The following is a 22,171-nucleotide window of genomic DNA, read 5'->3' on the forward strand; positions in this document are numbered from 1 at the left end:
CCCAACAGTCCGCGCACGAACGTGTCCGGATCGGAACGTCGCGGTCTGCCGTGCACCGGTTCGCGGGGGAGCGGATGCCGCTTGCCGGCGCCGTCCGATCGGGAATGATTTTTCCGTCTCACGTCTTAGAATCAGGTAAGGAGCGCCTCCCGCGCACCGGCCGCCGTCGACCACCTTCGAGCAACGCGCCCGATGCCGCCGCCCCACCATCGGCCAGAGCACAGTGCGCAGGAGAACACATGGAGCACAACGACCCGTTCGGATTCGTCGGACTCACCTACGACGACGTCCTCCTGCTTCCGGGCCACACCGACGTCATCCCGAGCGAGGCCGACACGTCCTCACGGGTCACGCGGCGCATCACGGTCGCCACTCCGCTGGTCTCGAGCGCCATGGACACGGTGACCGAGGCTCGCATGGCGATCGCGATCGCGCGCGAGGGCGGGCTGGGCATCCTCCACCGCAACCTCTCGATCCAGGAGCAGGCCTCGCAGGTCGACCGCGTCAAGCGCAGCGAGTCGGGCATGATCACCGACCCGATCACCACGACGCCCGACGCCACCATCGAAGAGGTCGACGATCTGTGCGCGACCTATCGCATCTCGGGGCTTCCGGTCGTCGACGAAGGCGGGCGCCTCGTGGGCATCGTGACCAACCGCGACATGCGGTTCGTGTCGGGCTTCGAGCGCCAGACGACCCTCGTGCGCGACGTCATGACCAGCGAGGGGCTCATCACCGCGAAGGTCGGCATCGGCGCCAACGACGTGATCGCGACCTTCGCGAAGCACCGCGTCGAGAAGCTGCCGCTCATCGACGACGACGGCCGGCTCGCGGGCCTGATCACCATCAAGGACTTCGACAAGAGCGAGAAGTACCCCCTCGCGACGAAGGACGACCAGGGGCGCCTGCGCGTGGGCGCGGCGATCGGCTTCTTCGGCGACGCGTGGCAGCGCGCCGAGGCGCTGCGCGACGCGGGCGTGGACGTGCTCGTGGTCGACACCGCCAACGGCCAGTCGGCGGGGGTCATCGACATCGTGCGCCGCCTCAAGGCCGACGCATCCTTCGACCACATCGACGTCATCGGCGGCAACGTCGCGACCCGTGAGGGCGCCCAGGCGCTCATCGACGCGGGCGTGGACGCCGTCAAGGTCGGCGTTGGCCCGGGCTCGATCTGCACGACGCGCGTCGTCGCGGGCGTGGGCGTGCCGCAGGTGACCGCAGTCTATGAGGCGTACCTCGCCGCGCGCGAGGCGGGTGTGCCGGTCATCGCCGACGGCGGGCTGCAGTACTCGGGCGACATCGCCAAGGCCCTCGTCGCCGGAGCCGACACCGTCATGATCGGGTCGCTGTTCGCCGGCACCGACGAGTCGCCGGGCGAGATCGTCTTTCAGGGCGGCAAGCAGTTCAAGCAGTACCGCGGCATGGGTTCGCTGGGGGCTCTGCAGACGCGCGGCAAGAAGACCTCGTACTCGAAGGACCGCTACTTCCAGGCGGACGTCCCCAACGACGACAAGCTCATCCCCGAGGGCATCGAGGGTCAGGTCGCCTACCGCGGCCCGGTCGCGGCGGTCGCGTACCAGCTCGTCGGGGGCTTGCGCCAGTCGATGTTCTATGTCGGCGCGCGCACGATCGACGAGCTCAAGGCCAAGGGCAAGTTCGTGCGGATCACCGCGGCCGGCCTCAAGGAGTCGCACCCGCACGACGTGCAGATCGTCGTCGAGGCACCCAACTACAAGAAGTGAGTCGGGTCGGGTCAATGCCGCGCAGCGGCGTTGAGGCGACCCGACTCAGATCGAGTGCCGCCGAAGGCGGTGTATCGAGATCTTCGGTTTCGGGTCCATGCCGCGCAGCGGCGTTGAGGCGACCCGACTCAGATCGAGTGCCGCCGAAGGCGGTGTATCGAGATCTTCGGTTTCAGGGTCGCGTCAATGCCGGTCGGCGGCATCCATCGCTAATGTGAGCGCATGATCCGGCAGCGGCGACACCCGGCGGCGACGCAGCGGACGGCGCGGCTCGAGGCATTCACCGACGGCGTCTTCGCGATCGCCGCGACTCTGCTCGTGCTCGATCTCACCTCCCACGCGATCGGCGAGGTCTCGAGCGACGCCGAGATGTGGGTGGCGCTGGCGGGCATGGGGGAGCTGTTCGTCAACTTCGCGCTGAGCTTCGTGCTGCTGTGTCTGCTGTGGACGGTGCACGTGCAGCAGTTCGAGCACATCGCGCGTGTCGATTCGACCATGGTGTGGCTCAACAACGCGCGGCTGCTGTTCATCGTGCTCGTGCCGTTCTCGACGCGGCTCATGACCGAGTACGAGCAGTTCTACGCGGGACGCCTGGCGATGCCGGTGACGTTCTTGCTCGCGATCCTCTTCAGCTGGCTGCAGTGGCTGTGGGCCGTGCGCCGCCGCGACGAGATGCTGCCCGATCTCACTGAGGCGGATGCCCGCGCCTACGGACGCGGATCCCTCAGCGCTCTCATCATCGGCGCCGTGGTCGTGGTGCTGTCGCCTTGGATCGGCTCGTGGGCGTTCGTGCTGTTCCCGCTCGACGGCGTGTTCACCCGCGTGCTGCGCGGCAAGGGCGACTGAGCGCTCTGGCCCGCTCGGCCGCCGACCGAGCTTGCGCACATGCTCGAGGCCGTGCCGCGCGGCACGGGGCGCCGCAGCGGGCGCCGGCGGGATCGGCTGGGCTGTCGAAGGTGTCGCCTGCCCGGCGTATCGTCGGGGCCATGTGCCGGAACATCCACACCCTTCACAACTTCGAGCCCTCGGCATCCTCCGAAGAGGTGCACGCAGCCGCGCTGCAGTATGTGCGCAAGATCGCCGGGACGACCAAGCCCTCCAAGGCGAACCAAGAGGCCTTCGACCGTGCGGTGTACGAGATCGCGCATATCACGCAGCATCTTCTCGACGACCTCGTCGCGACGGTCCCGCCCAAGAACCGCGAGGTGGAGGCCGAGAAGGCCCGCGCCCGCGCGATCAGGTCCGGGCGATACGCGGCGGCGTGACCCTGCGGTAGTCGGGTCGGCTCCGCGCCGACCGGCGCCCCTCGGAGCGGAACAGGAACTGCCGTGGGGCACATCGACATCAACGGCGTCTCGTACGCCCTCCCTGACGGCAGACCCCTGCTCGACGACGTGACGTTCCGCGTCGGCGAGGGGTCGACGACCGCGCTCATCGGGGCGAACGGCGCCGGAAAGACGACCTTGCTGCGCATCGTCCGCGGCGAGGAGCAGCCGCACGCGGGCGCGGTCGCGATCGGCGGCGGGCTCGGCGTCATGGACGTTCGTCGGCCACGGCACCTCCGGCCAGACCGTCCACGACCTGATCATCTCGGTCGCGCCCGAACGCGTGCGGCTCGCCGCCGTCGAGCTCGCCGCCGCGGAGGCGGCGATCATCGATCGCGACGACGTCGACACCCAGCTGCGCTACGCCGGTGCGCTCGCAGACTACGCCGAGGGCGGCGGGTACGAGCACGAGACGGTGTGGGATGCCTGCACCACCGCGGCCCTCGGCCTCCCGTTCTCGCGCGCAGTTCCGCGAGCTCACGACCCTTTCCGGCGGGGAGCAGAAGCGGCTCGCGCTTGAGGCGCTGCTGCGCGGACCCGACGAGGTGCTGCTGCTGGACGAGCCCGACAACTACCTCGACGTGCCGGGCAAGCGGTGGCTCGAGGCGCGGCTGCGTGAGACCCCGAAGACGGTGCTGCTGGTCTCGCACGACCGTGAGCTGCTCGCGCGCGGCCGATCGCATCGTCACGCTCGAAGTCGGCGGCGCCGGCAGCACGGCATGGGTGCACGGCGGCGGCTTCGCCACCTACCACCGCGCGCGCGAGGACCGCATGGCGCGCCTCGACGAACTCCGCCGCCGCTGGGACGAGCAGCACGCGAAGCACAAGGTGCTCGTCGCCGACCTCAAGATCAAGGCCGCCGCGAACGACGGCTTCGCCTCACGCTACCGCGCGGCCCAGACGCGCCTGCGATGGTTCGAAGAGGCAGGCCCGCCCGAGGAGCGCCCGCCCGCACAGGACCTCGACCTGCGCCTGCGCGGCGCCCGCACCGGACGCCGCGCGGTCGTCGCCATCGCGCGCTTCGACGGCACGGTGCTCGCGGTGACGCATGACCGGTGGTTCGCGCGATCGTTCGACCGGTTCCTCGTGTTCGGCGCCGACGGCGCGGTCCACGAGTCGGCCGAGCCGGTGTGGGACGAGAAGCGGGTGGCGCGGGCGCGCTGACGCACCCAGACGGACGCCGCGACCTGTCAGCCCGCCGACAGCCGGAAGGCGTCTGACACGCTGGCGACGGCGTTCTTCGCGTGGGCGAACCGGCTGATGCTCAGCCTCGGCGAACCGGCCGCGCCGAGTGCCGACGATGCGCAGGCGATCGCGAACCAGCGCGCGGCGGACGCAGTCGCGCGCGAGACCGCGTGATCGGGCTCGCCCCGCGGGCGGGTGGATGCGCCGGGAACACGCGCGGGTAGGCTGGCAGGGTGACCATGGAGATCGAGCTCGGCCGCGCCAAGCGCGCTCGCCGCGCGTACACGTTCGACGACATCGCGGTCGTGCCCTCGCGGCGCACCCGCAACCCCGAGGACGTCTCGACCGCCTGGTCGATCGACGCGTTCCAGTTCGGCATCCCGGTCGTGGGCGCACCGATGGACTCGGTCGTCAGCCCCGCCACCGCGGTCAAGCTCGGGCAGCTCGGCGGGCTCGGCGTGCTCGACCTCGAGGGCCTGTGGACCCGCTACGACGACCCCGACCCGCTGCTGGCCGAGATCGCATCGCTCGGCGAGGGCGAGGCGACGCGTCGCATGCAGCAGCTGTACTCCGAGCCGATCAAGCCCGAGCTCGTGCGCGACCGGCTGGCCGAGATCCGTGCGGCCGGGGTCACCGTCGCCGGTGCTCTCACGCCTCAGCGCACGCAGGAGCTGTACGAGACGGTGGTCGCCGCCGGCGTCGACCTGTTCGTGATCCGCGGCACGACGGTGTCGGCCGAGCACGTCTCGAGCGTCGAGCAGCCGCTGAACCTCAAGAAGTTCATCTACGACCTCGACGTGCCGGTCATCGTCGGGGGCGCCTCGACCTACACCGCTGCCCTGCACCTCATGCGCACCGGCGCGGCGGGGGTTCTGGTCGGTTTCGGCGGCGGCGCGGCCTCGACCACGCGCGCGACGCTCGGCATCCACGCCCCCATGGCGACCGCGGTCGCCGACGTCGCGGGTGCCCGGCGCGACTACCTCGATGAGTCGGGCGGGCGCTACGTGCACGTCATCGCCGACGGCGGCGTGGGCACGTCGGGCGACATCGTGAAGGCGCTGGCGATGGGCGCCGACGCGGTCATGCTCGGTGTCGCGCTGGCGCGGGCGACGGATGCCCCGGGCCGAGGCTTCCACTGGGGCCCGGAGTCGCACCACGCGAAGCTGCCCCGCGGTCACCGCGTCCACGTCGACCAGGTCGCGAGCCTCGAATCCGTGCTGTTCGGCCCGGCGCCCGTCGCCGACGGCACCGCGAACCTGATCGGGGCGCTGAAGAAGTCCATGGCGACCACCGGATACTCCGACCTGAAGGAGTTCCAGCGCGTCGAGGTCGTCGTCGCGCCCTACAGCGCGGGATGACCGACCCGGCGGGGCAGGCGTCGCCGGACGCCGAGCCCGAGGTGTTCCCCCCGACGCTTCGCGAGGTGATGGTCCGGCCGCGCTGGCTCGCGATGCTGGGGCTGTGCCTGGTCGTGGCGGCTGTCTTCGCGTGGCTCGGGCAGTGGCAGCTCGGGCGAGCGATCGACACCGACCCGACCCCGCCCGGCGCGACCGAGGTCGTCCAGCCGATCGCCGAGGTGGCGCAGCCGGGGGACTACCTCCCGGAGCCGCTCGTCGGCCAGCGGGTGACGGCGACCGGCACGTGGGTGCCGGGTGACTTCCTCATCGTGACCTCGCGCTTCAACGACGGCGCGGAGGGCTACTGGGTGACCGGCCAGCTGCGCATCGCCGAGACCGCCGCCCCGACCTCGATCGCCGTCGCGATCGGCTGGGCGGTGACCGAGGCTGACGCGCTCGCCGCGGCGGCACAGCTCGAGCACGAGGCATCCGCCGGCAGTTCATCGCCGATCGCGGTGACCGGGCGACTCATCTCGGACGAAGGGCCTGCGGTTCCGCCCCGCGGGGCCGACCCGCAGACGATGACCCGCATGTCGCCCCCCGCGCTTCTCGCGCACTGGCACGACATCGACGGGCTCGACGTGTACCGGCCGTACCTGGCGTCCGAGGTCGCCCAGGGACCGCTCGATGACATCGTGTCGCCGCCGCCCGCCGAGGGGTCGAGCGTGAACTGGCTCAACATCTTCTACGCGATCGAGTGGGCCGTGTTCGCCGGCTTCGCGTTCTACATCTGGTACCGCCTCGCCCGCGACGCGTGGGAGCGCGAGGTCGAGGCGATCACCGACCCCGAGTCCCGTGGAGACGCCGCGGCATCGTGAACCTCGGCCACGGTCGCCATCCGCGCTGCACCCGATCGAGGGTGAATCGCGAAACGAGGACGGATGCCGCGGCATCCGTCCTCGTTTGGCTCGATCTCCTCATCTCGCGAGGTGACCGACTGGCCGAACCCTAGGCCGGCGAGGTCGCCAGCAGCGCCCGCGCCGAGGTCGTGCGCTGGCGCGCGACCGCGATGAGGGTCGCGCCGAAGGCCAGGAGCGACCAGATGACGAGCCCGACGATGCCCGCGCCCACCCCGCCGGCGGCCGAGAGCGCGCCGAGCATCGCGTTGTAGGCCGGGGCGGTCGGCATGAGCGACGCGATCCCCGAGAGCACCCCGGGCACGGTCGACACGACACCGGTCGCGACGGCGAGCACGCCGACGAGGGCCGAGATCCAGCGCCCCGCGCCGCCGAAGACCGCCACGAGCGCCTGATTCACGGCGGCGAAGGCGATGCCGGCCACCACGCAGATCGCGGCGAACACCGACCACTGGCCCCACGCGTACGACGCGGCGAATTGCACGACGCCGGCCACGAGCAGGCCCTGCAGGGCGCCGAGACCGGCCGCCGGGGCGAGCGCGCGCAGCGCGAGGAGCGCCGACGGCGCCCGCGAGGTCAGCGCGCGGCGCGACACCGCCTGCAATGCGACGAACGTCGCGAGGCCGCCGAACCACAGCGCGAGCGTGGACAGGAGCGGGATCGCCGATGCCCCGAACAGCGACGTTCCGACACCGGCCGCGGCCACCGGGGCGGCCACGACCTCGGCGAGCGAGGACGCCTCGGAATCGGTGTACGACGGCAGCGCGGCGGACGCCGTCGTCAGTCCGTCGGCGAGCGTCGTCGTGCCGTCGGCGAGCTGCGAGACACCGGATGACAGCTGCCCGGCGCCGTCGGCGGCCGCGGAGGCGCCCGAGGCGAGCTGTGCGGCCCCGTCGGCGAGCTGCGAGGCGCCCGAGGCGAGCTGCGAGGCGCCCGAGGCGGCCTGGTCGGCGCCGTCGGCGAGCGCGTTCATGCCGCCGGCGACCTGGGTCATTCCGCCCGAGATCGCCTGGATGCCGCCGACGAGCTGCGGCAGCTGGCCGAGTCCCTCGATCGCTCCGGCGATCGTCGGCGCCTGGTCGAGAAGATCGGTCACCGCCGGCGTCACCTGCGAAGACGTGTCCGCGGCGGCGGCGATTCGCCCGCAGAACTGCGTCGATCCGCCCGCGGCCGTGCAGTCGGCCGCGAGCTGGTCGAGGGCGGCCGAGGCATCCGTCACCATCTGCTTCAGCTGCGGCGCGGCCGCAGCGAGCTGCTTTGCGGCGTCGATGCCGCTCTGCGGGATCTGGGGCGCCTGCGAGAGCCCGCCCGCGATCTGCGAGAGATTCGTCGCCAGGGTGCCCGTGTTGCCCGCGAGGTCGCGGGCACCTAAGGCCCACGAGCCGAGACCGGATGCGGCCGAATCCGCGCCGGACGCCCACGTCGACATTCCCGACGACAGCTCGCCGGCACCCGAAGACAGCTGACGCGCGCCGTCGGCGAGGGTCGATGCCCCGGTCGCCGACAGTCGAGCGCCGCTGGCGAGCTGGTGGGCGCCGTCGGCGGCGGTTCCGAGCTGGTCGCCGAGGGTCGTGAAGCCGAGGAACACGTTCTCGAGGTAGAGCGACGACAGCTGCTGACCCATGAGGGATGCCGCCGCCTGCGTGACCTGTGCGGTGATGGCGTCGTCGACGATGAGCGAGTCCGGAGCGGTCTCGACCGCGATCGTCGCCTGCTCGGGCGTCTCGCCCGGCCGGGTCGAGGTCGCCGCGGCGGAGAAGTCGGGCGGGATCGTCACGACGGCGGCGTACGTTCCGTCGGCGAGGCCGGAGGCCGCGTCATCGGGATTCGAGATCGTCCACGTGAGGTTGGACTCGACCTCGTCGGAGCCTTCGACCAGCCCCGCGGTGAGCTGGCGGCCGAGGGGCACGTACTGCCCGTCGATCGTGACCGGGTCGTCGTCGTTCACGATCGCAGCGGTCAGGCTGTCGAGCCGCTCGGTCGGGTTGTGGAGGGCGGCGACCAGGACGCCTCCGATGACCACGGGCAGCAGCAGCACTCCGAGGAGCGTCAGCCAGGTCACCGGGCGCTTGGTGCGGGCCCGTTCGATCGGGAGGTTCATGCGTTCACCCCGGGGTTCAGTGTCGAAGAGGATCGGTCGAGGTCGTGGATGTGCGCGGTGGAGCGCCGCGCCTCGATGAGCAGTGCCTGCCCGATCGCAGGATCCGCCGCGGCGGCGACCACGGTGATCGGGGCGGCGTCGCGCAGCACGGCGGCGGCGCGGTCGCGCTCGGGTCCTGCCGCGATGGCGTCGGCGCCGTCGATCACGACCAGCCGCGTGCCGCCGCGGACCGCGCGCCGCAGTTCGGCCACCGGGTCGCTCGCGTCGGTCAGCGAGGCAACGCCCACATGGGCGCGCACCCACAGGGCACGGCCGGGCAGCAGGTGTCCGGCGACCCGTAGGCGCCCCTCGGTCGGTGCGAGGCGTCCGGCGACGGTGAGCAGGAGCGCCGTGCGCGCGCGGGCGTCGGCCGAGGTCACCACGAGAGACTCGCCGGGCTCGACGCGCAGCGTCGCGCCGCGAAACAGCGCCACGTCCTCCACCGTCACGCCGAGGTCTTCGGCGACCACGGCGGCGGTCGTGTCGGGCTCGGGCCAGTCGCGCAGCGACCGCTCGCGCTCGACGGCCTCGCCCTCGATGTCGAAGTGGGGGAGGACGCGGTCGAGCCAGCGGGGCATCCACCAGGCCTTCTCGCCCAGCAGGGTCATCACCGCCGGCACGAGCGTCATGCGCACCAGGAACGCGTCGACCGCGATGCCGACGGCAAGGCCCAGCGCGATCGGCTTGATCGAGGAGTCTCCCTCGGGCACGAACGCCGCGAACACCGCGAACATGATGACCGCGGCGGCGGTCACGACGCGGGCCGATGCAGTGAACCCCGACCGCACGGCGCCGACGGCGAGCGCCTTGTCGGCCGTGCCGCCGTTGTCGCGGCGGGCGTGCACGAAGTCCTCGCGCATGCGCGACACCAGGAACACCTCGTAGTCCATCGCGAGGCCGAACAGCACTCCCATCAGGATGATCGGCATGAACGAGATGATCGGGCCGGTGCGTGTGACGTGCAGGGCGTCGGCGAACCAGCCCCACTCGAACACCGCCGCGACGACGCCGAACGCGGCCAGCACCGACAGCAGGTAGCCGAGGGCGGCCTTGATGGGCACCCAGATCGAGCGGAACACGATCATCAGCAGCACGAGCGACAGGCCCACCACGAAGATGCCGAACGGCAGCAGCGCGGCGCCGAGCCGGTCCGAGATGTCGATGCCCACGGCGGTGAAGCCGGTGACCTTGAGGTCGACGCCGTACTGGTCCTTCAGACCTGTGGCGAGTTCGCGCAGGTCTCGCACGAGCTGAGCTGTGGCCGGGTCGTCGGGAGCGGTCTCGGGTACGATCTGGATGAGGCCGGTGTCGGCGGTGCGGTTCGGGGTCGCCAGGGCGACCTCCTTCACGCCCGGCACCTGCTCGACCTCGGCGGCGAGATCGTCCATGAGCCCGAGCGGATCCGTCGAGGTGACGATCGTGCCGGTCATGATGAGCGGCCCGTTGAAGCCGGCTCCGAAGTGCTCGGCGGTCAGGTCGTACGCCTGTCGCGCCTCGCTCGAGGTCGGCTGCACGCCCGCGTTCGGCAGCGCCAGCGACAGGCTCGCGGCCGGCACCGCGAGCACTCCGAGGGTCACCACGACGGCGATGGTCGTGACGATCGGATGCCGCGTCACGAGCATCACCCACCGGTTGGGGCGCTTCGCGGCGGCGTGGCCCTGGATCGCTGTCGCGACGGGGGGTGCGGCATCCGGAATCTGCTCCTCGGCCGCAGGCGTCTCGTCGGCGCTCGCCTTCCCGCCACCGCGTGCGCGGCGGCCGACGCCCGCCCGCAGCGCACGGTGGCCCCAGCCGGCCACGCGGCCCTTCGCGAAGCCGAGCAGCGCGGGGGTGAGCGTGATCGCGACGACCACGGCGATGGCGACGGCGACCGCGGCGGCGATGCCCATCGTGGTCAGGAACGGGATGTTCGCGAACGACAGGCCGATGAGGGCGATGAGCACGGTGACCCCGGCGAACACGACCGCCGAGCCGGCGGTGCCGGTCGCGCGGGCGGCGGACTCCTCGGGCGGGACGCCCGCCCGCACCTGGTCCTGATGCCGGGCGACGATGAACAGGGCGTAGTCGATGCCGACTGCGAGCCCCAGCATGATGGCGAGCATCGGAGTCGTCGACGACACGGCGGCGAAGGCGGTCGACACGTAGATGAGCGCGATCGCGAGCCCGACCCCGATCAGGGCGCTGATCAGGGGAAAGAACGCGACCGACAGCGAGCGGAACGTGACGATCAGCACGAACAGCGCGATGAGGACGCCGACGGCCTCGGTGATCGACAGGGCCGGGATCGACGTGGCGAACATCTCGCCGCCGAGGGCGACCTGCGCGTTGTCGGGGAGGTCTGCCCGAAGGTCGGCGGCGACGTCCTGCAGGGCGTTCTTCGTCTCGTCGGGGACGTCGATCGACTGGCCGTCGAACTGCAGGCGGATGATCGCGGCCTGACCGTCTTGTGAGACCATGCCCGACACGATCTCGTCGAACGGGTCGGTGACGGCGAGCACGCCCTCGAGATCGCCGAAGCGGGCCACGGTGTCGGCGATCGCCGATGCGTAGGGTTCGTCCGACACTTCGGCGCCGTCGGGGGCGACCAGCACCAGCTGCGCGCTCGCGCCGCCCGCCTCGGGGAAGGTGCGATCCAGCAGCGCGATGCCCTCCTGCGCCTCGGTGCCGGGGATCGAGAAGGCGTTGTCGGTGCCCTTCATGAACAGGGCGGCGCCGCCGCCGGCGAGGCCGAGCAGGAGCACCCACGCCACGAGCACCCGCCAGGGGCGGCGGTAGGCCCAGCGGCCGAGGGCGAAGAGAAGGGTGGACAACAGCGCCTCCGTGCTCGGTTGATCAGGATGAATGGATACAGCGCTGTATCGGATACATGAGTGTATCGTAGTGAATCGGCTGCGCCGCAAGCTGTGGAGTCCGTGTGAAAATGGCGAGGAGGAGGCCCGATGACCAACACGCGCATCGCGGACGGCACTCCGCTGAGTCGCCGCCGTGAGAGCACGCGGCGCAGGCTGCTCGACGCGGCCGCCCTGGTCTTCGCCGAGGTCGGACTGGACGCGGCATCCGTCGAAGCCATCTGCGAGCGGGCGGGCTTCACGCGCGGCGCCTTCTACTCGAACTTCGAGAGCAAGGACGAGCTGTTCCTCGAGCTGGCCGCCCAGGTCGCACGCGACCGCGTCGAGGCGGTGCGTGCGCGGATCGCCGAGCTCGAGGGCACCGTCTCGATCGCGCCCGCGAACGCCTTCGCGATCGTGCAGGACGTGCTCGATGTCTCGGCCGACGACCGGCTCGGGATCCTGCTCATGAGCGAGATCCGCATCCGCGCGCTGCGCGACCCCGTGCTGGCCGCGGCCTATCTCGCGCAGGACGCCGAGATGCGGCGCAGCGTCGCCGAGATCATCACCGACATCGGCTCCGCGAAGTCGTTGCGCTTCCGCCTGCCCGCCGACCAGGTCGCCCGGCTCATGCTCACCGTATGGGAGAGCTCGTCGGTGCGCGCGGTGATGGCCGGGCTCGACCACGAGGCGATGTCCCGCCGCACGAGCGACGAGCTCGCGCGCGTGGCCCAGCTGCTCATCGAGGAGCCCGGGGCCTGAGCGCGGCGGGGGTCAGCCGGATGCCGCCAGCACCGCGTGGCACCGCGCGAGGCGGTTCGTCCACCATTTGCGTCGGTCGGCGGATGCCGCCAGCTCGTCGAGCCGCGCCGGGTCGGGGGCGACGCGGCCGACCGGGAGCACGCCGCCCTGCGGCGTGAGCGGCGGGGTTGCGGCATCGGTCTGGAACAGCGATGACGTGCCCAGCCCGCAGTCGTACGGCAGCTCGGGGAGCGCGGCGGCGAGGGCGACGCCCATCGCGAGCCCGATCGAGGTGTCGAGCGCGCTAGAGACGACCGCGGGAAGACCCGCGTCGGCGACGATGCCCAGAGCCCGGCGCACCCCGCCCAGGGGCTGAGCCTTGACCACGACGAGGTCGGCGGCGCCCGCGCGGGCCACCGCGAGCGGATCGGCCGCCTTGCGCACACTCTCGTCGGCGGCGATCGGGATGCCCATGTACGCGATGCGCCGGCGCAGCTGCGCCAGCTCGTCGACCGTCGCGCACGGCTGCTCGGCGTACTCGAGGTCGTACTCCGCCAGCGCGTGGAGCGCGTGCTCGGCCTCGTCGAGGTTCCACCCGCCGTTCGCGTCGATGCGCACGCGGCCCTCGGGGCCCATCGCCTCGCGCACGGCGCGCACCCGCGCGACGTCGTCTGCGAGCCGCTGGCCGGGCTCGGCGACCTTCACCTTCGCGGTGCGGCATCCGTCGAAGCGGGTGAGCAGCTCGGGAACGGATGCTGCGGCCACGGCCGGCACCGTGGCGTTGACCGGTACGAACTCGCGCACGGGCGCGGGCTGCGCCGTCCACCCCCAGTCGATCGCGGCGGCGAGCCAGGTCGCCGCTTCGGCGTCGTCGTACTCGGCGAACGGGGAGAACTCGCTCCACCCCTCGGGGCCTTCCAGCAGCAGCGCCTCGCGCACGTCGATGCCGCGGAACCGCGCCGCCATCGGCAGCGCGACCACGCGGGCCGTTGCGAGGAGGTCGTCGAGCGGGGGCAGGGTCACGGCTCCATCCTGCCGCCTCGCGCCTCGTCCGTCCCGCTCGCCGCGCTTGTGGCGAGTCGCCGAAAGGGAACGACCGGCGGCGGAGAGGGGCGCGATGCCCGGGCGCGGGGCGATGGGGCGCGGCATCCGTCATCTATCAATGTGTGCTTGACGATGCTGTGTGAGGCACAGTAAAGTGTGGTGCATGAGCGAGACCGAAGCACTCGAGACGCACCTGCAAGAGCTGCGGCGCGGAACCGTCGTGCTCGCGTGCCTGCGGCTTCTGCGGCAGCCGGGCTACGGCTACGGGCTGCTCGAAGACCTGCAGGGCCGCGGGTTCGACACCGACGCCAACACGCTGTACCCACTGTTGCGTCGCCTCGAGAAGCAGGGCCACCTCACCAGCGAGTGGAACACCGACGAGGCCCGCCCCCGCAAGTTCTACCGCACGAGTCCGGCAGGTCAACGCCTCGCCGCCGCTCTCGCGAACGACTTCCGCGCGATCGCCGCCGCGATCGACGCCCTTCCGCAGGAGGACTGACATGAACGCCACTCTGACCGACCGCTACGTGGACGCCGCGATGCGCACCGTCCCCGAACGGCAGCGCGAAGACCTCGCCGCTGAACTGCGCGCCTCGATCGAAGACCAGATCGACGCCCGCCTCGCGTCCGGCGACTCGCGCGAGGCCGCCGAGCACGCCGTGCTGACCGAGCTCGGCGACCCCGACAGGCTCGCCGCCGGTTACACCGGCCGGCCGCTGTGGCTGGTGGGGCCGCGCTACTTCCTCGACTGGCGGCGGCTGCTCAAGCTGCTGCTGGCCATCGTGCCGGTGTGCGCCGCGTTCGGCGTCGCGCTCGCGCAGACCCTCTCGGGAGCCTCGTTCGGCGACATCGTCGGCGCCGTGTTCGGTGTCGTCTTCCAGGTCGTCATCCACCTCGTGTTCTGGGTCACCCTCGTGTTCGTCGTGCTCGAGCGCACCGGGCACGAGACGATGAACCCCGGCAAGTGGACGCCCGAGAGCCTGCCGCAGCTCCGCGAGAACGGCGCCACCTTCGGCGAGCTGATCGGCAACCTCGTGTTCCTCGCGATCGGCGCCGGAGCGGTCCTGTGGGACCACTTCATCGGATTCGCCCCGGCCTACCCCGGTATGTCGTTCCTCGCCGACGATCTGTGGCCATGGTGGATCGCCGGGCTGTTCGTCGTCATGGCGCTCGAGGCGCTCCTGTCGATCGCCGTGTTCGCGCTGCGGCGCTGGACCATCCCGTTCGCGGTGGTCAACGGCATCCTGAGTCTCGGTCTCGCGCTCACCGCGGTGTGGCTGCTCACGGCCGGTCGCCTGATCAATCCGGAGTTCTTCCCGACGATCATCGCCGACGGCGGCGCCGAGGTCGGCACGATCCTGACCGTGATCCTCGGATTCGTGTTCGCCGGCATCGCCGTGTGGGACACGACCGATGCCGCCCTCAAGGCCACGCGCGGGCGCGGCCTCGGGCAGCGGGGGCAGGGGGCCGGGGGCACCGTCCGCTGAGCGGCGCGTCGCCTGGCTCGTCGGCCGGGGCGGGGGCTGAAGCGCAAATAGAATCCAAGGCATGGTCTCCGATCTCTTCGACCCCGACGCATGGGCCACGGCCCCCGGCGCCGACGGTTACACCGACATCACCGCGCACGTGTCGAGAGACGGACGCATCGCCCGCATCGCGTTCGACCGCCCCGAGGTGCGAAACGCCTTCCGCCCGCACACCGTCGACGAGCTGTACCGCGCGCTCGACGCCGCGCGGCAGGATGCGCGCATCGGCGCGGTGCTGCTCACCGGCAACGGGCCGAGCCCCAAGGACGGCGGCTGGGCGTTCTGCTCCGGCGGCGACCAGCGCATCCGCGGCCGCGACGGGTACAAGTACTCCGACGCCGAGACCGCTGTCGTCTCGGGCGCCGGCCAGGCATCGGTCGGGCGGCTGCACATCCTCGAGGTGCAGCGGCTCATCCGCTTCATGCCCAAGGTCGTCATCGCGGTCGTTCCCGGATGGGCCGCCGGCGGCGGGCACTCGCTGCACGTGGTGTGCGACCTCACGATCGCGTCGGCCGAGCACGGCCGGTTCAAACAGACCGATGCCGACGTCGGGTCGTTCGACGCCGGCTACGGGTCGGCCTACTTCGCGCGCCAGATCGGCCAGAAGCTCGCGCGCGAGGTGTTCTTCCTCGCCGAGGAGTACTCGGCCCAGCGCGCGTACGAGATGGGCGCCGTGAACCGCGTCGTGCCGCACGCCGAGCTCGAGCGCGAGGCGCTCGCGATGGCGCGCACGATCCTGACGAAGTCGCCGACGGCGATCCGCATGCTGAAGTTCGCCTTCAACGCCGTCGACGACGGGCTGGTGGGCCAGCAGGTGTTCGCCGGCGAGGCGACGCGCCTCGCGTACGGCACCGACGAGGCCGTCGAGGGGCGCGATGCGTTCCTCGAGAAGCGCGAGCCTGACTGGGCGCCGTACCCGTGGCAGTTCTGATGCCGGTCGCCGTCTGCGAAACCCCGCCGGTTTCGCGTGCGCGGGCGGACTCGCGCCCCGCCGGGGCAGTGGTGCCCGCCGAGCTGCGCAGCTGTGCAGGCCGATGAAGCTCGAACCCGTCACCGGCGACGACCCGCGCGAGATCCTGCGCAGGCTGCGCGCCGCGCTGCACGGCGCCGGCCCCGCGATGGGCGTGGGCCTCGTGCACGATGTGCCCGCCGAGGTGCCTGCCGGCACCGCCGTCGTCGTGACGACCTCCGGCTCGACGGGCGTGCCCAAGAGCGTCGTGCTCAGCCGTGACGCCCTCACCTCGAGCGCGCTGGCGACCTTCGCCCGCATCGGCGAGGGGGCGTGGCTGCTGCCGCTTCCGGCGAGCTATGTCGCGGGACTCCAGGTGCTCGTGCGCTCGATCGTGCTCGGACGCGAGCCGGCCCTCCTCGCCGGCGCGTTCACGCCCGCCGCCTTCGCCGCGGCCGCGCTGACGATGGCGTCCACCGAGCACGGCGAGCGGATCCCCGCGTACACCTCCCTGGTGCCCGCGCAGCTGTCGAAGCTGCTCGACGCCGCCGAGCACGACGGGCGGGTGCGTACCGCGCTCCAATCGTTCGAGACGATCATCGTGGGCGGTCAGGCGCTGCCGACGGCGACGCTCGAGCGTGCCCAGAGCGCCGGCGTGCGCATCGTGCGCACGTACGGCTCCACCGAGACCAGCGGCGGCTGCGTCTACGACGGCCGCGCGCTCGACGGGGTGGTGGTCGCGATCGTCGACGGCGAGGTGCGCATCTCGGGGCCGACGCTGGCCGAGGGCTACCTGGGTGAGCCCGAGATGACCGATGCCGTCTTCCCCCGCGATGCGGACGGCACGCGGTGGTACCGCACCGGCGATGCGGGCATCGTCGACGACGGCATCCTGCGGATCCGCGGCCGGATCGACAACGTCATCGTCTCGGGCGGGATCAACATCTCGCTCGACCGCGTCGAGCACGTCGTGCGCTCGGTGCCGGGGCTGGCCTCGGCGGTGGTCGTCGGGGTGGCCGACGAGCGGTGGGGCGAGGCATCCGTCGTCGTCGCCTCGCGAGGCGAGGCGCTGCGCCGCAGCGAGGCCATGCAGCTGCAGGAGGCCCGCGCGGCCGTCGAGGCCGAGATCGGCCCGCACGCTCGGCCGTCGCGGCTCGTGCTCGTCGACGAACTCGCGACGCTGCCTTCGGGAAAGCCCGATCGCGAGGCGATCCGCCGCGCGATCGCAGCCCTGCACTGACGCGGGCGGCTCAGAACCACTCCGGCGCGTCGACGACGCAGAACCTGTTGCCCTCAGTGTCTTCCATCACGACGTAGTCCGCGTCGGGCGGGTAGCCGCTCCATTCGACGTCGCGGGCGCCGAGACCCCGCAGCCGCTCCAGCTCGGCCTGCTGGTCGTCGGCGTAGATGTCGAGGTGCAGCCGCGGCGGGTAGTGCTGCGGGTATCCCGTCTTCGACAGGGCGATGGATGCCCCGGCCCGCGGCCCCCCGGGCGGATCGAGGATCACCCAGTCCTCGCCCGGCTCGTGGCGGTTCACGTAGCCGAGCGCTGCGCGCCAGAACTCGCCGGCGCGGTGCATGTCTTCGACCGTGAGCACGGTCGTGCCGATCTCGAGCATGCCGCCATTGTGCGCCGGGCCTGCGACATCGCGTGCGCGGGCGCAGCGGCTCGCGCTCTAGGATGTGACCTCGTGGCAGGTACCCAGAGCAAGAAGCGCAAGCGTCAGGGCCCGAAGAAGCAGTCCGCGCGCGGAAACCCGCAGAAGGCGCACGCCTCGCGCGACCCCCGGCACGTCGAGAGGGCGACCTTCGGCGACTGGATCGGCGCGGCGAGGCTGCGGACGCTTCCGCTCGCGGTGACGCCGATCCTGATCGGCACGGGCGGCGCGCTCCTGTTCGACCACGCGCTGCACTGGGTGCTGGCGCTGATGTGCCTGGTCGTGTCGGTGAGCCTGCAGATCGGCGTGAACTACGCCAACGACTTCAGCGACGGCGTGCGCGGCACCGACGACCATCGGGTCGGCCCCGCGCGGCTCACCGCGAGCGGCCGGGCGAAGCCGCGCACGGTGCTGATCGTGGCCCTGGCGTTCTTCGCCGTCGCCGGCCTCGCGGGCCTTGCGATCACGATCCGCACCCAGCAGTGGTGGCTCATCGCGGTGGGCGCGGCGTGCATCCTCGCGGCGTGGTTCTACACCGGCGGCAAGCGCCCGTACGGGTACTACGGATTGGGCGAGCTGTTCGTGTTCGTCTTCTTCGGGCTCGTCGCGACCGTCGGAACGACGTGGGTGCAGGTCCAGGTCGTTGCGCAGGAGGCCTGGTTCGGCGCCGTGGGGGCGGGGCTGCTCGCGTGCGCGGTGCTGCTTGCGAACAACCTGCGCGACATCGACCAGGACCGCGTCGCAGGCAAGCGCACCCTCACGGTCCTGATCGGGCGCCGGGCCACGCAGGTGCTGTTCACCGTCTTCGTGCTCGCGCCGTTCGTGATCGCGGCGTTCCTGGCGTTCTTCTACCCGATCGCGTGGCTGACGCTGCTGGTTCTGCTCATGGCGCTGCCCGCGATCCTCATCGTGTGGACGTACCGCGCCCCGCGCGAGCTGGTGGTCGCGCTGGGTCTGACCTCGCTGACGTCGGTCGCCTACGGCGCGTTCCTGCTCTGGGCGTTCGTCGGCTGACGCCGCGCCGCGGGCGACGGATGCCGCGGCATCCGTCCGCTCGGCTCGTCACGGCGCGCTCGGCTCAGAGTGTGTGCCGACCTCGCACGGATGACCCGACGAACCGACCCGGTATCGCGGGCGAGGTCAGCGCTCAGGGTCGAGGTCGTCCTCGACCTGTTCGTCCGACGGCGCGCGCTTCTCGCGCGCACGGCGTTCGGCGAGCCCCGTGGTGACCTCGTCGAGCGGGCGCCTGAGCAACAGCAGCGACAGGCTCAGCCCGATGAGGGCGGCGAAGACCGCGGCCAGCCAGTAGTACTCGCGCATGATCGGAAACAGCATGAGGATCGCGAACGGCACGAGGAACGCCAGCAGCCGCAGCACGGAGTAGACGACGGCGGAGCGCGCTTTCATCCCTCCATCGTAGATCGGCAGCGCGCGCCCGCTGGGTGCCGGCCGAGCGTCGCCTGTGCGCCGGAGGTCGGTTTCATCACGAACGGCCTAATCGGGCCGCGCGAGCCTAGGATGGGAAGATGACGCGGGTGCTGCTGATAGGGGCTTTGCTGGCCGCCGTCTTCTGGGTGTTCAGCATCGTCGACTGCGCGCTGCAGCCCCCCATCCGCCATCGCGGCGTGAGCAAGCCCGTGTGGATCATCATCGTCGTGGTCTTCCCCGTGGTCGGCGGAATCCTGTGGTTCGCGGTCGGCCGGGCGCGGGCATCCGCCCTCGCGGCGCGCCGCGCGCCCGATGACGACCCCGAGTTCCTCGACCGGCTGGGGTCCACGTCCGACCAGGACGAGCGCATACGCCGGCTCGAAGAAGAGCTCGCGCTGCTGGACGCCGAGGACGACGACCCCCGCTGGCGCCGGCCGGTCCCGCCGCCTGCCGCATCGCAGTCCACCGCCCCCGGCGACCCCGCCGACAAGCCGGCCGATCGTCCCGGAGACGGAGACGACGACGCCCGCGACCAGCGCGGAGCCGCAGGCGCGTGACGGTCGATCCCGAAGCCGCCGGCGAGGGCGGCGATCCGCTCGACGCGGGTCTGCACGCGACCGAGCGGGCCGTCGAGTCGCCGGCGACGGATGCCGCGGCCGCCCTGTTGTGGGAGCTGGTCGAACTCGGCGTGCGGCATCTGGTCGTGAGCCCGGGCTCGCGCTCGCAGGCCCTCGCGCTGGTGGCGGCCGAGCTGGAGCGGCGCGGAGCGGTGCACGTGCACGTGCGGATCGACGAGCGGGTGGCCGCGTTCACGGCGCTCGGCATCGGCCGCGAGACGCGCATGCCGGCGGCTGTCATCTGCACGTCGGGAACCGCGGCGGCGAACTTTCTTCCCGCGGCGCTGGAGGCGCATCATTCGGGGGTTCCGCTGCTGCTGCTCACGGCCGACCGGCCGCCGGAGCTGCGCGGCGTCGGGGCGAACCAGACCACGCGTCAGCCGGGCATGTACTCGCCGAGCATGCGGTTCGAGGCCGACCTGCCCGTGCCCGAGGCCGTCGACGGCGACGGGTCGGGCGAGCAGAGCGCGATCCTGCGCGCCGTGGCCGCCGAGGCGGTCACCGCCGCGCTGGGCGCCGGCACCCGCTCGGCGGGGCCCGCGCACCTGAATCTGCCCTATCGCGAGCCGCTCGGCGGCGACCTTCCGGCGTGGCTGGGGGTCCCGGCCGCCGAGCTCGCCGTCGAAGACGTCGAAGACCTCGACGCCCCTCCCGTGGACGAGCCGCCCGCCGATGACGAGGTGTTCGGCGCGCTGTACCAGGGCGGAGGCGGCATCGGCGACTCGGACGTGCCGGCTCAGCCCTCATCGCGACCGTTCGTGCTGCCGCGCGGACCGCGCACGATCGTGATCGCGGGCGCCGATGCCGGGGCGGATGCCGAGGCCCTCGCCCACGTGGGCGGCTGGCCGCTCGTGGCCGAGGTCGTGAGCGGCGCGCGCTTCGGACGCCACCTCGTGCACGGCTACCGGGCACTCGTGGCCGACCCCGCGCTGGGCGGACGGGTGGAGCGGGTCGTGGTCTTCGGGCATCCGACCCTCGCGCGCGAGACTGCGGCGCTGCTGGCGCGCGACGATGTCGAGGTGCTCGCGGTGCGCGGGCCCGGCGAGCCGCTGAACCTCAACGGCGCCACGGTCGCCCTCGATGACGTGACGGTCGCCGTGGGCGTGGCCGATCACGAGTGGCTCGGCGCGTGGCTGCGGGCCTCGAGGGCGGCGTCGGTGGATCTGTCACCCGCACCGCCTGACGCGCACGCGCTGGCCTCGGCGGTGCCGGGCGAGAGGCTCGGGGCGATCGCGGCCGAGCTCGCCGTGATCCGCGCGGTCGTGGACCGCCCCGCCCTCGTGGACGCGGTGTGGCGTGCCACCTGGCCGCACGACCGGCTCGTGTTCGGGTCGTCGCGTCTGGTGCGCGTCGCCGACGCGGTGCTGGGCGGCAAGAAGGTGCCGGTGCACGCCAACCGCGGGCTCGCGGGGATCGACGGCACCGTCGCGACCGCGCTGGGCGTTGCGGCGGCCAGCCAGACGGGCGGACGCCCCGGGGTCACGCGCGTGCTGCTGGGCGACCTCGCCCTGCTGCACGACGTCGGCGCGCTGCTGCTGCCCCCGGGAGAGGCCGAGCCGCGCATCCAGGTGATCGTCGGCAACGACGGCGGCGGCACCATCTTCGACGACCTCGAGGTCGCCGGTGTGGCCGGCCCGGCCGCGATGGATCGCGTGCTGTACACGCCGCACGGCGTGCGGCTGGAGCACCTCGCGCTCGCGTACGGCTGGGAGTACCAGCGCGTCACGACGCGCGCCGCGCTCGATCAGGCTCTGACCGCGCCGGTCGGCGGACGTCAGCTCATCGAGGTGCCGCTGGAGCGCTGAGCCGGCGCCGCGCCCGATGGGGCGCGCCGGGGCGCGGCATCCGACATGATGTCTTCATGATCGCGAAGAGCCAGAAGCACTGGATCGGCGAGGTGGCCGACCTGCTGCGCGTCGGGGAGGGGTTCGTGCTGTCGAGCGTGGACCCGAGCTCGACGCCGGGGTACACGAACGACAAGGCGCAGGCCGCCGAAGACCTCGCCTCGGGGGCGGCGCAGCTCGACGAACTCCAGGAGCGCCTGTACGCGCAGAGCCGCACGGGCGCGTCGGACGCCTCGGTGCTGCTGGTGCTGCAGGCGATGGACTCGGCGGGCAAGGGCGGGATCATCCGGCACGTCGTGGGCTCTGTCGACCCGCAGGGCATCCTGCTCACGGCGTTCAAGAAGCCGACTGACGAAGAGCTCGCGCATGACTTTCTGTGGCGTGTCGCCAAGCGCGTGCCCGAGCCCGGGTTCATCGGCGTGTTCGACCGCTCCCACTATGAGGACGTGCTGATCGGCCGGGTGCGCGGGCTCGCGTCGCCCGACGAGATCGAGCGGCGGTACGGCGCGATCAACGACTTCGAGAAGCGACTGACGGATGCCGGCACCCGCGTGGTCAAGGTCATGCTGAGCATCTCGTACGAAGAGCAGCGGTCCCGGCTGATGGAGCGACTGGACCGCGCCGACAAGCACTGGAAGTACAACCCCGGAGACGTCGACGAGCGTGCGCAGTGGCCGCACTACATGAGCGCGTACCAGACCGTCTTCGAGCGCACCTCGACCGAGTACGCCCCGTGGCATGTGGTGCCGGCGGACCGCAAGTGGTACGCGCGCCTGGCCGTCCAGGCGCTGCTGCTCGACGCGCTCGAGGGGATCGACCCGCAGTGGCCGGTGGCCACCTTCGACGTCGAGCGCGAGAAGGCGCGGCTCGCGGCGACGTAGGGCGGCGCC

The 22,171-nt window shown here is 72.0% G+C and carries 19 protein-coding genes and 1 pseudogene; 15 read left to right on the forward strand and 5 right to left on the reverse strand.

The features are described 5' to 3' along the window. The first annotated feature begins 239 nt into the window (after window positions 1–239). The 6 genes and pseudogenes from guaB to AB1K54_RS01690 all read left to right on the forward strand — a co-directional run bounded on the left by guaB (window position 240) and on the right by AB1K54_RS01690 (window position 6,467). Entirely contained in the window at window positions 240–1,742 is a 1,503-nt protein-coding gene (gene guaB, locus AB1K54_RS01665; RefSeq protein WP_371200955.1) for an IMP dehydrogenase, read from the forward strand. Window positions 1,743–1,964: 222 nt separating this feature from the next. Then, window positions 1,965–2,588 (forward strand): TMEM175 family protein, encoded by a 624-nt coding sequence (locus AB1K54_RS01670; protein ID WP_371200956.1) that lies wholly within the window; start codon window positions 1,965–1,967, stop codon window positions 2,586–2,588. A 140-nt stretch (window positions 2,589–2,728) separates the two neighbouring features. Next, the gene (locus AB1K54_RS01675; protein ID WP_371200957.1) at window positions 2,729–3,007 is read left to right on the forward strand and encodes a DUF2277 domain-containing protein; all 279 of its coding nucleotides are present in this window, start codon (window positions 2,729–2,731) and stop codon (window positions 3,005–3,007) included. Between the two features lie 63 nt (window positions 3,008–3,070). After that, window positions 3,071–4,231, forward strand: a pseudogene (locus tag AB1K54_RS01680) (ATP-binding cassette domain-containing protein). 260 nt (window positions 4,232–4,491) lie between these two features. After that, the gene (locus tag AB1K54_RS01685; RefSeq protein WP_371201154.1) at window positions 4,492–5,610 is read left to right on the forward strand and encodes a GuaB3 family IMP dehydrogenase-related protein; all 1,119 of its coding nucleotides are present in this window, start codon (window positions 4,492–4,494) and stop codon (window positions 5,608–5,610) included. A 68-nt stretch (window positions 5,611–5,678) separates the two neighbouring features. Continuing rightward, window positions 5,679–6,467, forward strand: coding sequence for an SURF1 family protein (locus AB1K54_RS01690; protein WP_371201155.1), 789 nt, complete (start codon window positions 5,679–5,681; stop codon window positions 6,465–6,467). A gap of 130 nt (window positions 6,468–6,597) precedes the next feature. On the opposite strand, the gene AB1K54_RS01695 is transcribed toward AB1K54_RS01690, so the two are convergent. Together AB1K54_RS01695 and AB1K54_RS01700 are read right to left on the reverse strand one after the other, a co-directional pair. Continuing rightward, a complete protein-coding gene (locus tag AB1K54_RS01695) occupies window positions 6,598–8,607 on the reverse strand; it encodes a YhgE/Pip family protein (RefSeq protein ID WP_371200958.1) in 2,010 nt (669 codons plus the stop codon). After that, the gene (locus tag AB1K54_RS01700; RefSeq protein ID WP_371200959.1) at window positions 8,604–11,456 is read right to left on the reverse strand and encodes an MMPL family transporter; all 2,853 of its coding nucleotides are present in this window, start codon (window positions 11,454–11,456) and stop codon (window positions 8,604–8,606) included. Before AB1K54_RS01700 ends, AB1K54_RS01695 begins: the two co-directional genes overlap by 4 nt. Before the next feature lie 129 nt (window positions 11,457–11,585). On the opposite strand from AB1K54_RS01700, the gene AB1K54_RS01705 reads away from it, so the two are divergent. Beyond that, a complete protein-coding gene (locus AB1K54_RS01705; RefSeq protein ID WP_371200960.1) occupies window positions 11,586–12,236 on the forward strand; it encodes a TetR/AcrR family transcriptional regulator in 651 nt (216 codons plus the stop codon). Between the two features lie 12 nt (window positions 12,237–12,248). Here AB1K54_RS01705 and AB1K54_RS01710 read toward each other — a convergent pair whose 3' ends face one another. Continuing rightward, on the reverse strand, window positions 12,249–13,238 hold the full coding sequence (locus tag AB1K54_RS01710) for an o-succinylbenzoate synthase (protein WP_371200961.1): 990 nt from the start codon (window positions 13,236–13,238) through the stop codon (window positions 12,249–12,251). 184 nt (window positions 13,239–13,422) lie between these two features. On the opposite strand from AB1K54_RS01710, the gene AB1K54_RS01715 reads away from it, so the two are divergent. The 4 genes from AB1K54_RS01715 (at window position 13,423) to AB1K54_RS01730 (ending at window position 16,974) form a co-directional block, all read left to right on the forward strand. Continuing rightward, entirely contained in the window at window positions 13,423–13,758 is a 336-nt protein-coding gene (locus tag AB1K54_RS01715; protein WP_371200962.1) for a PadR family transcriptional regulator, read from the forward strand. A gap of 1 nt (window position 13,759) precedes the next feature. Continuing rightward, a complete protein-coding gene (locus tag AB1K54_RS01720; protein WP_371200963.1) occupies window positions 13,760–14,746 on the forward strand; it encodes a permease prefix domain 1-containing protein in 987 nt (328 codons plus the stop codon). 61 nt (window positions 14,747–14,807) lie between these two features. Further along, the gene (locus AB1K54_RS01725; protein WP_371200964.1) at window positions 14,808–15,716 is read left to right on the forward strand and encodes a 1,4-dihydroxy-2-naphthoyl-CoA synthase; all 909 of its coding nucleotides are present in this window, start codon (window positions 14,808–14,810) and stop codon (window positions 15,714–15,716) included. A gap of 103 nt (window positions 15,717–15,819) precedes the next feature. After that, on the forward strand, window positions 15,820–16,974 hold the full coding sequence (locus AB1K54_RS01730; protein WP_371200965.1) for an AMP-binding protein: 1,155 nt from the start codon (window positions 15,820–15,822) through the stop codon (window positions 16,972–16,974). 10 nt (window positions 16,975–16,984) lie between these two features. On the opposite strand, the gene AB1K54_RS01735 is transcribed toward AB1K54_RS01730, so the two are convergent. Beyond that, the gene (locus AB1K54_RS01735; RefSeq protein WP_371200966.1) at window positions 16,985–17,353 is read right to left on the reverse strand and encodes a VOC family protein; all 369 of its coding nucleotides are present in this window, start codon (window positions 17,351–17,353) and stop codon (window positions 16,985–16,987) included. A gap of 72 nt (window positions 17,354–17,425) precedes the next feature. Between AB1K54_RS01735 and AB1K54_RS01740 the strand changes: the two genes are divergently transcribed. Beyond that, complete coding sequence (locus tag AB1K54_RS01740; RefSeq protein WP_371200967.1) at window positions 17,426–18,406, forward strand: 1,4-dihydroxy-2-naphthoate polyprenyltransferase; 981 nt, start codon at window positions 17,426–17,428, stop codon at window positions 18,404–18,406. 126 nt (window positions 18,407–18,532) lie between these two features. Here the strand turns inward: AB1K54_RS01740 and AB1K54_RS01745 are convergent, their stop codons facing one another. After that, window positions 18,533–18,799 (reverse strand): DUF4229 domain-containing protein, encoded by a 267-nt coding sequence (locus AB1K54_RS01745; RefSeq protein ID WP_371200968.1) that lies wholly within the window; start codon window positions 18,797–18,799, stop codon window positions 18,533–18,535. Between the two features lie 119 nt (window positions 18,800–18,918). On the opposite strand from AB1K54_RS01745, the gene AB1K54_RS01750 reads away from it, so the two are divergent. From AB1K54_RS01750 to AB1K54_RS01760, 3 genes are read left to right on the forward strand one after another with little or no spacing between them, the layout of a single operon-like run. Then, window positions 18,919–19,377 carry a PLDc N-terminal domain-containing protein gene (locus AB1K54_RS01750; protein ID WP_371200969.1) on the forward strand — a complete coding sequence of 153 codons (459 nt, stop codon included), beginning with the start codon at window positions 18,919–18,921 and terminating at the stop codon, window positions 19,375–19,377. A 50-nt stretch (window positions 19,378–19,427) separates the two neighbouring features. Continuing rightward, complete coding sequence (menD, locus tag AB1K54_RS01755; RefSeq protein WP_371201156.1) at window positions 19,428–21,242, forward strand: 2-succinyl-5-enolpyruvyl-6-hydroxy-3-cyclohexene-1-carboxylic-acid synthase; 1,815 nt, start codon at window positions 19,428–19,430, stop codon at window positions 21,240–21,242. 56 nt (window positions 21,243–21,298) lie between these two features. Then, entirely contained in the window at window positions 21,299–22,162 is an 864-nt protein-coding gene (locus tag AB1K54_RS01760) for a polyphosphate kinase 2 family protein (RefSeq protein WP_371200970.1), read from the forward strand. Window positions 22,163–22,171 lie beyond the last annotated feature (9 nt).

Source organism: Microbacterium sp. BWT-B31 (genome assembly GCF_041379855.1).
Lineage (GTDB): Bacteria > Actinomycetota > Actinomycetes > Actinomycetales > Microbacteriaceae > Microbacterium.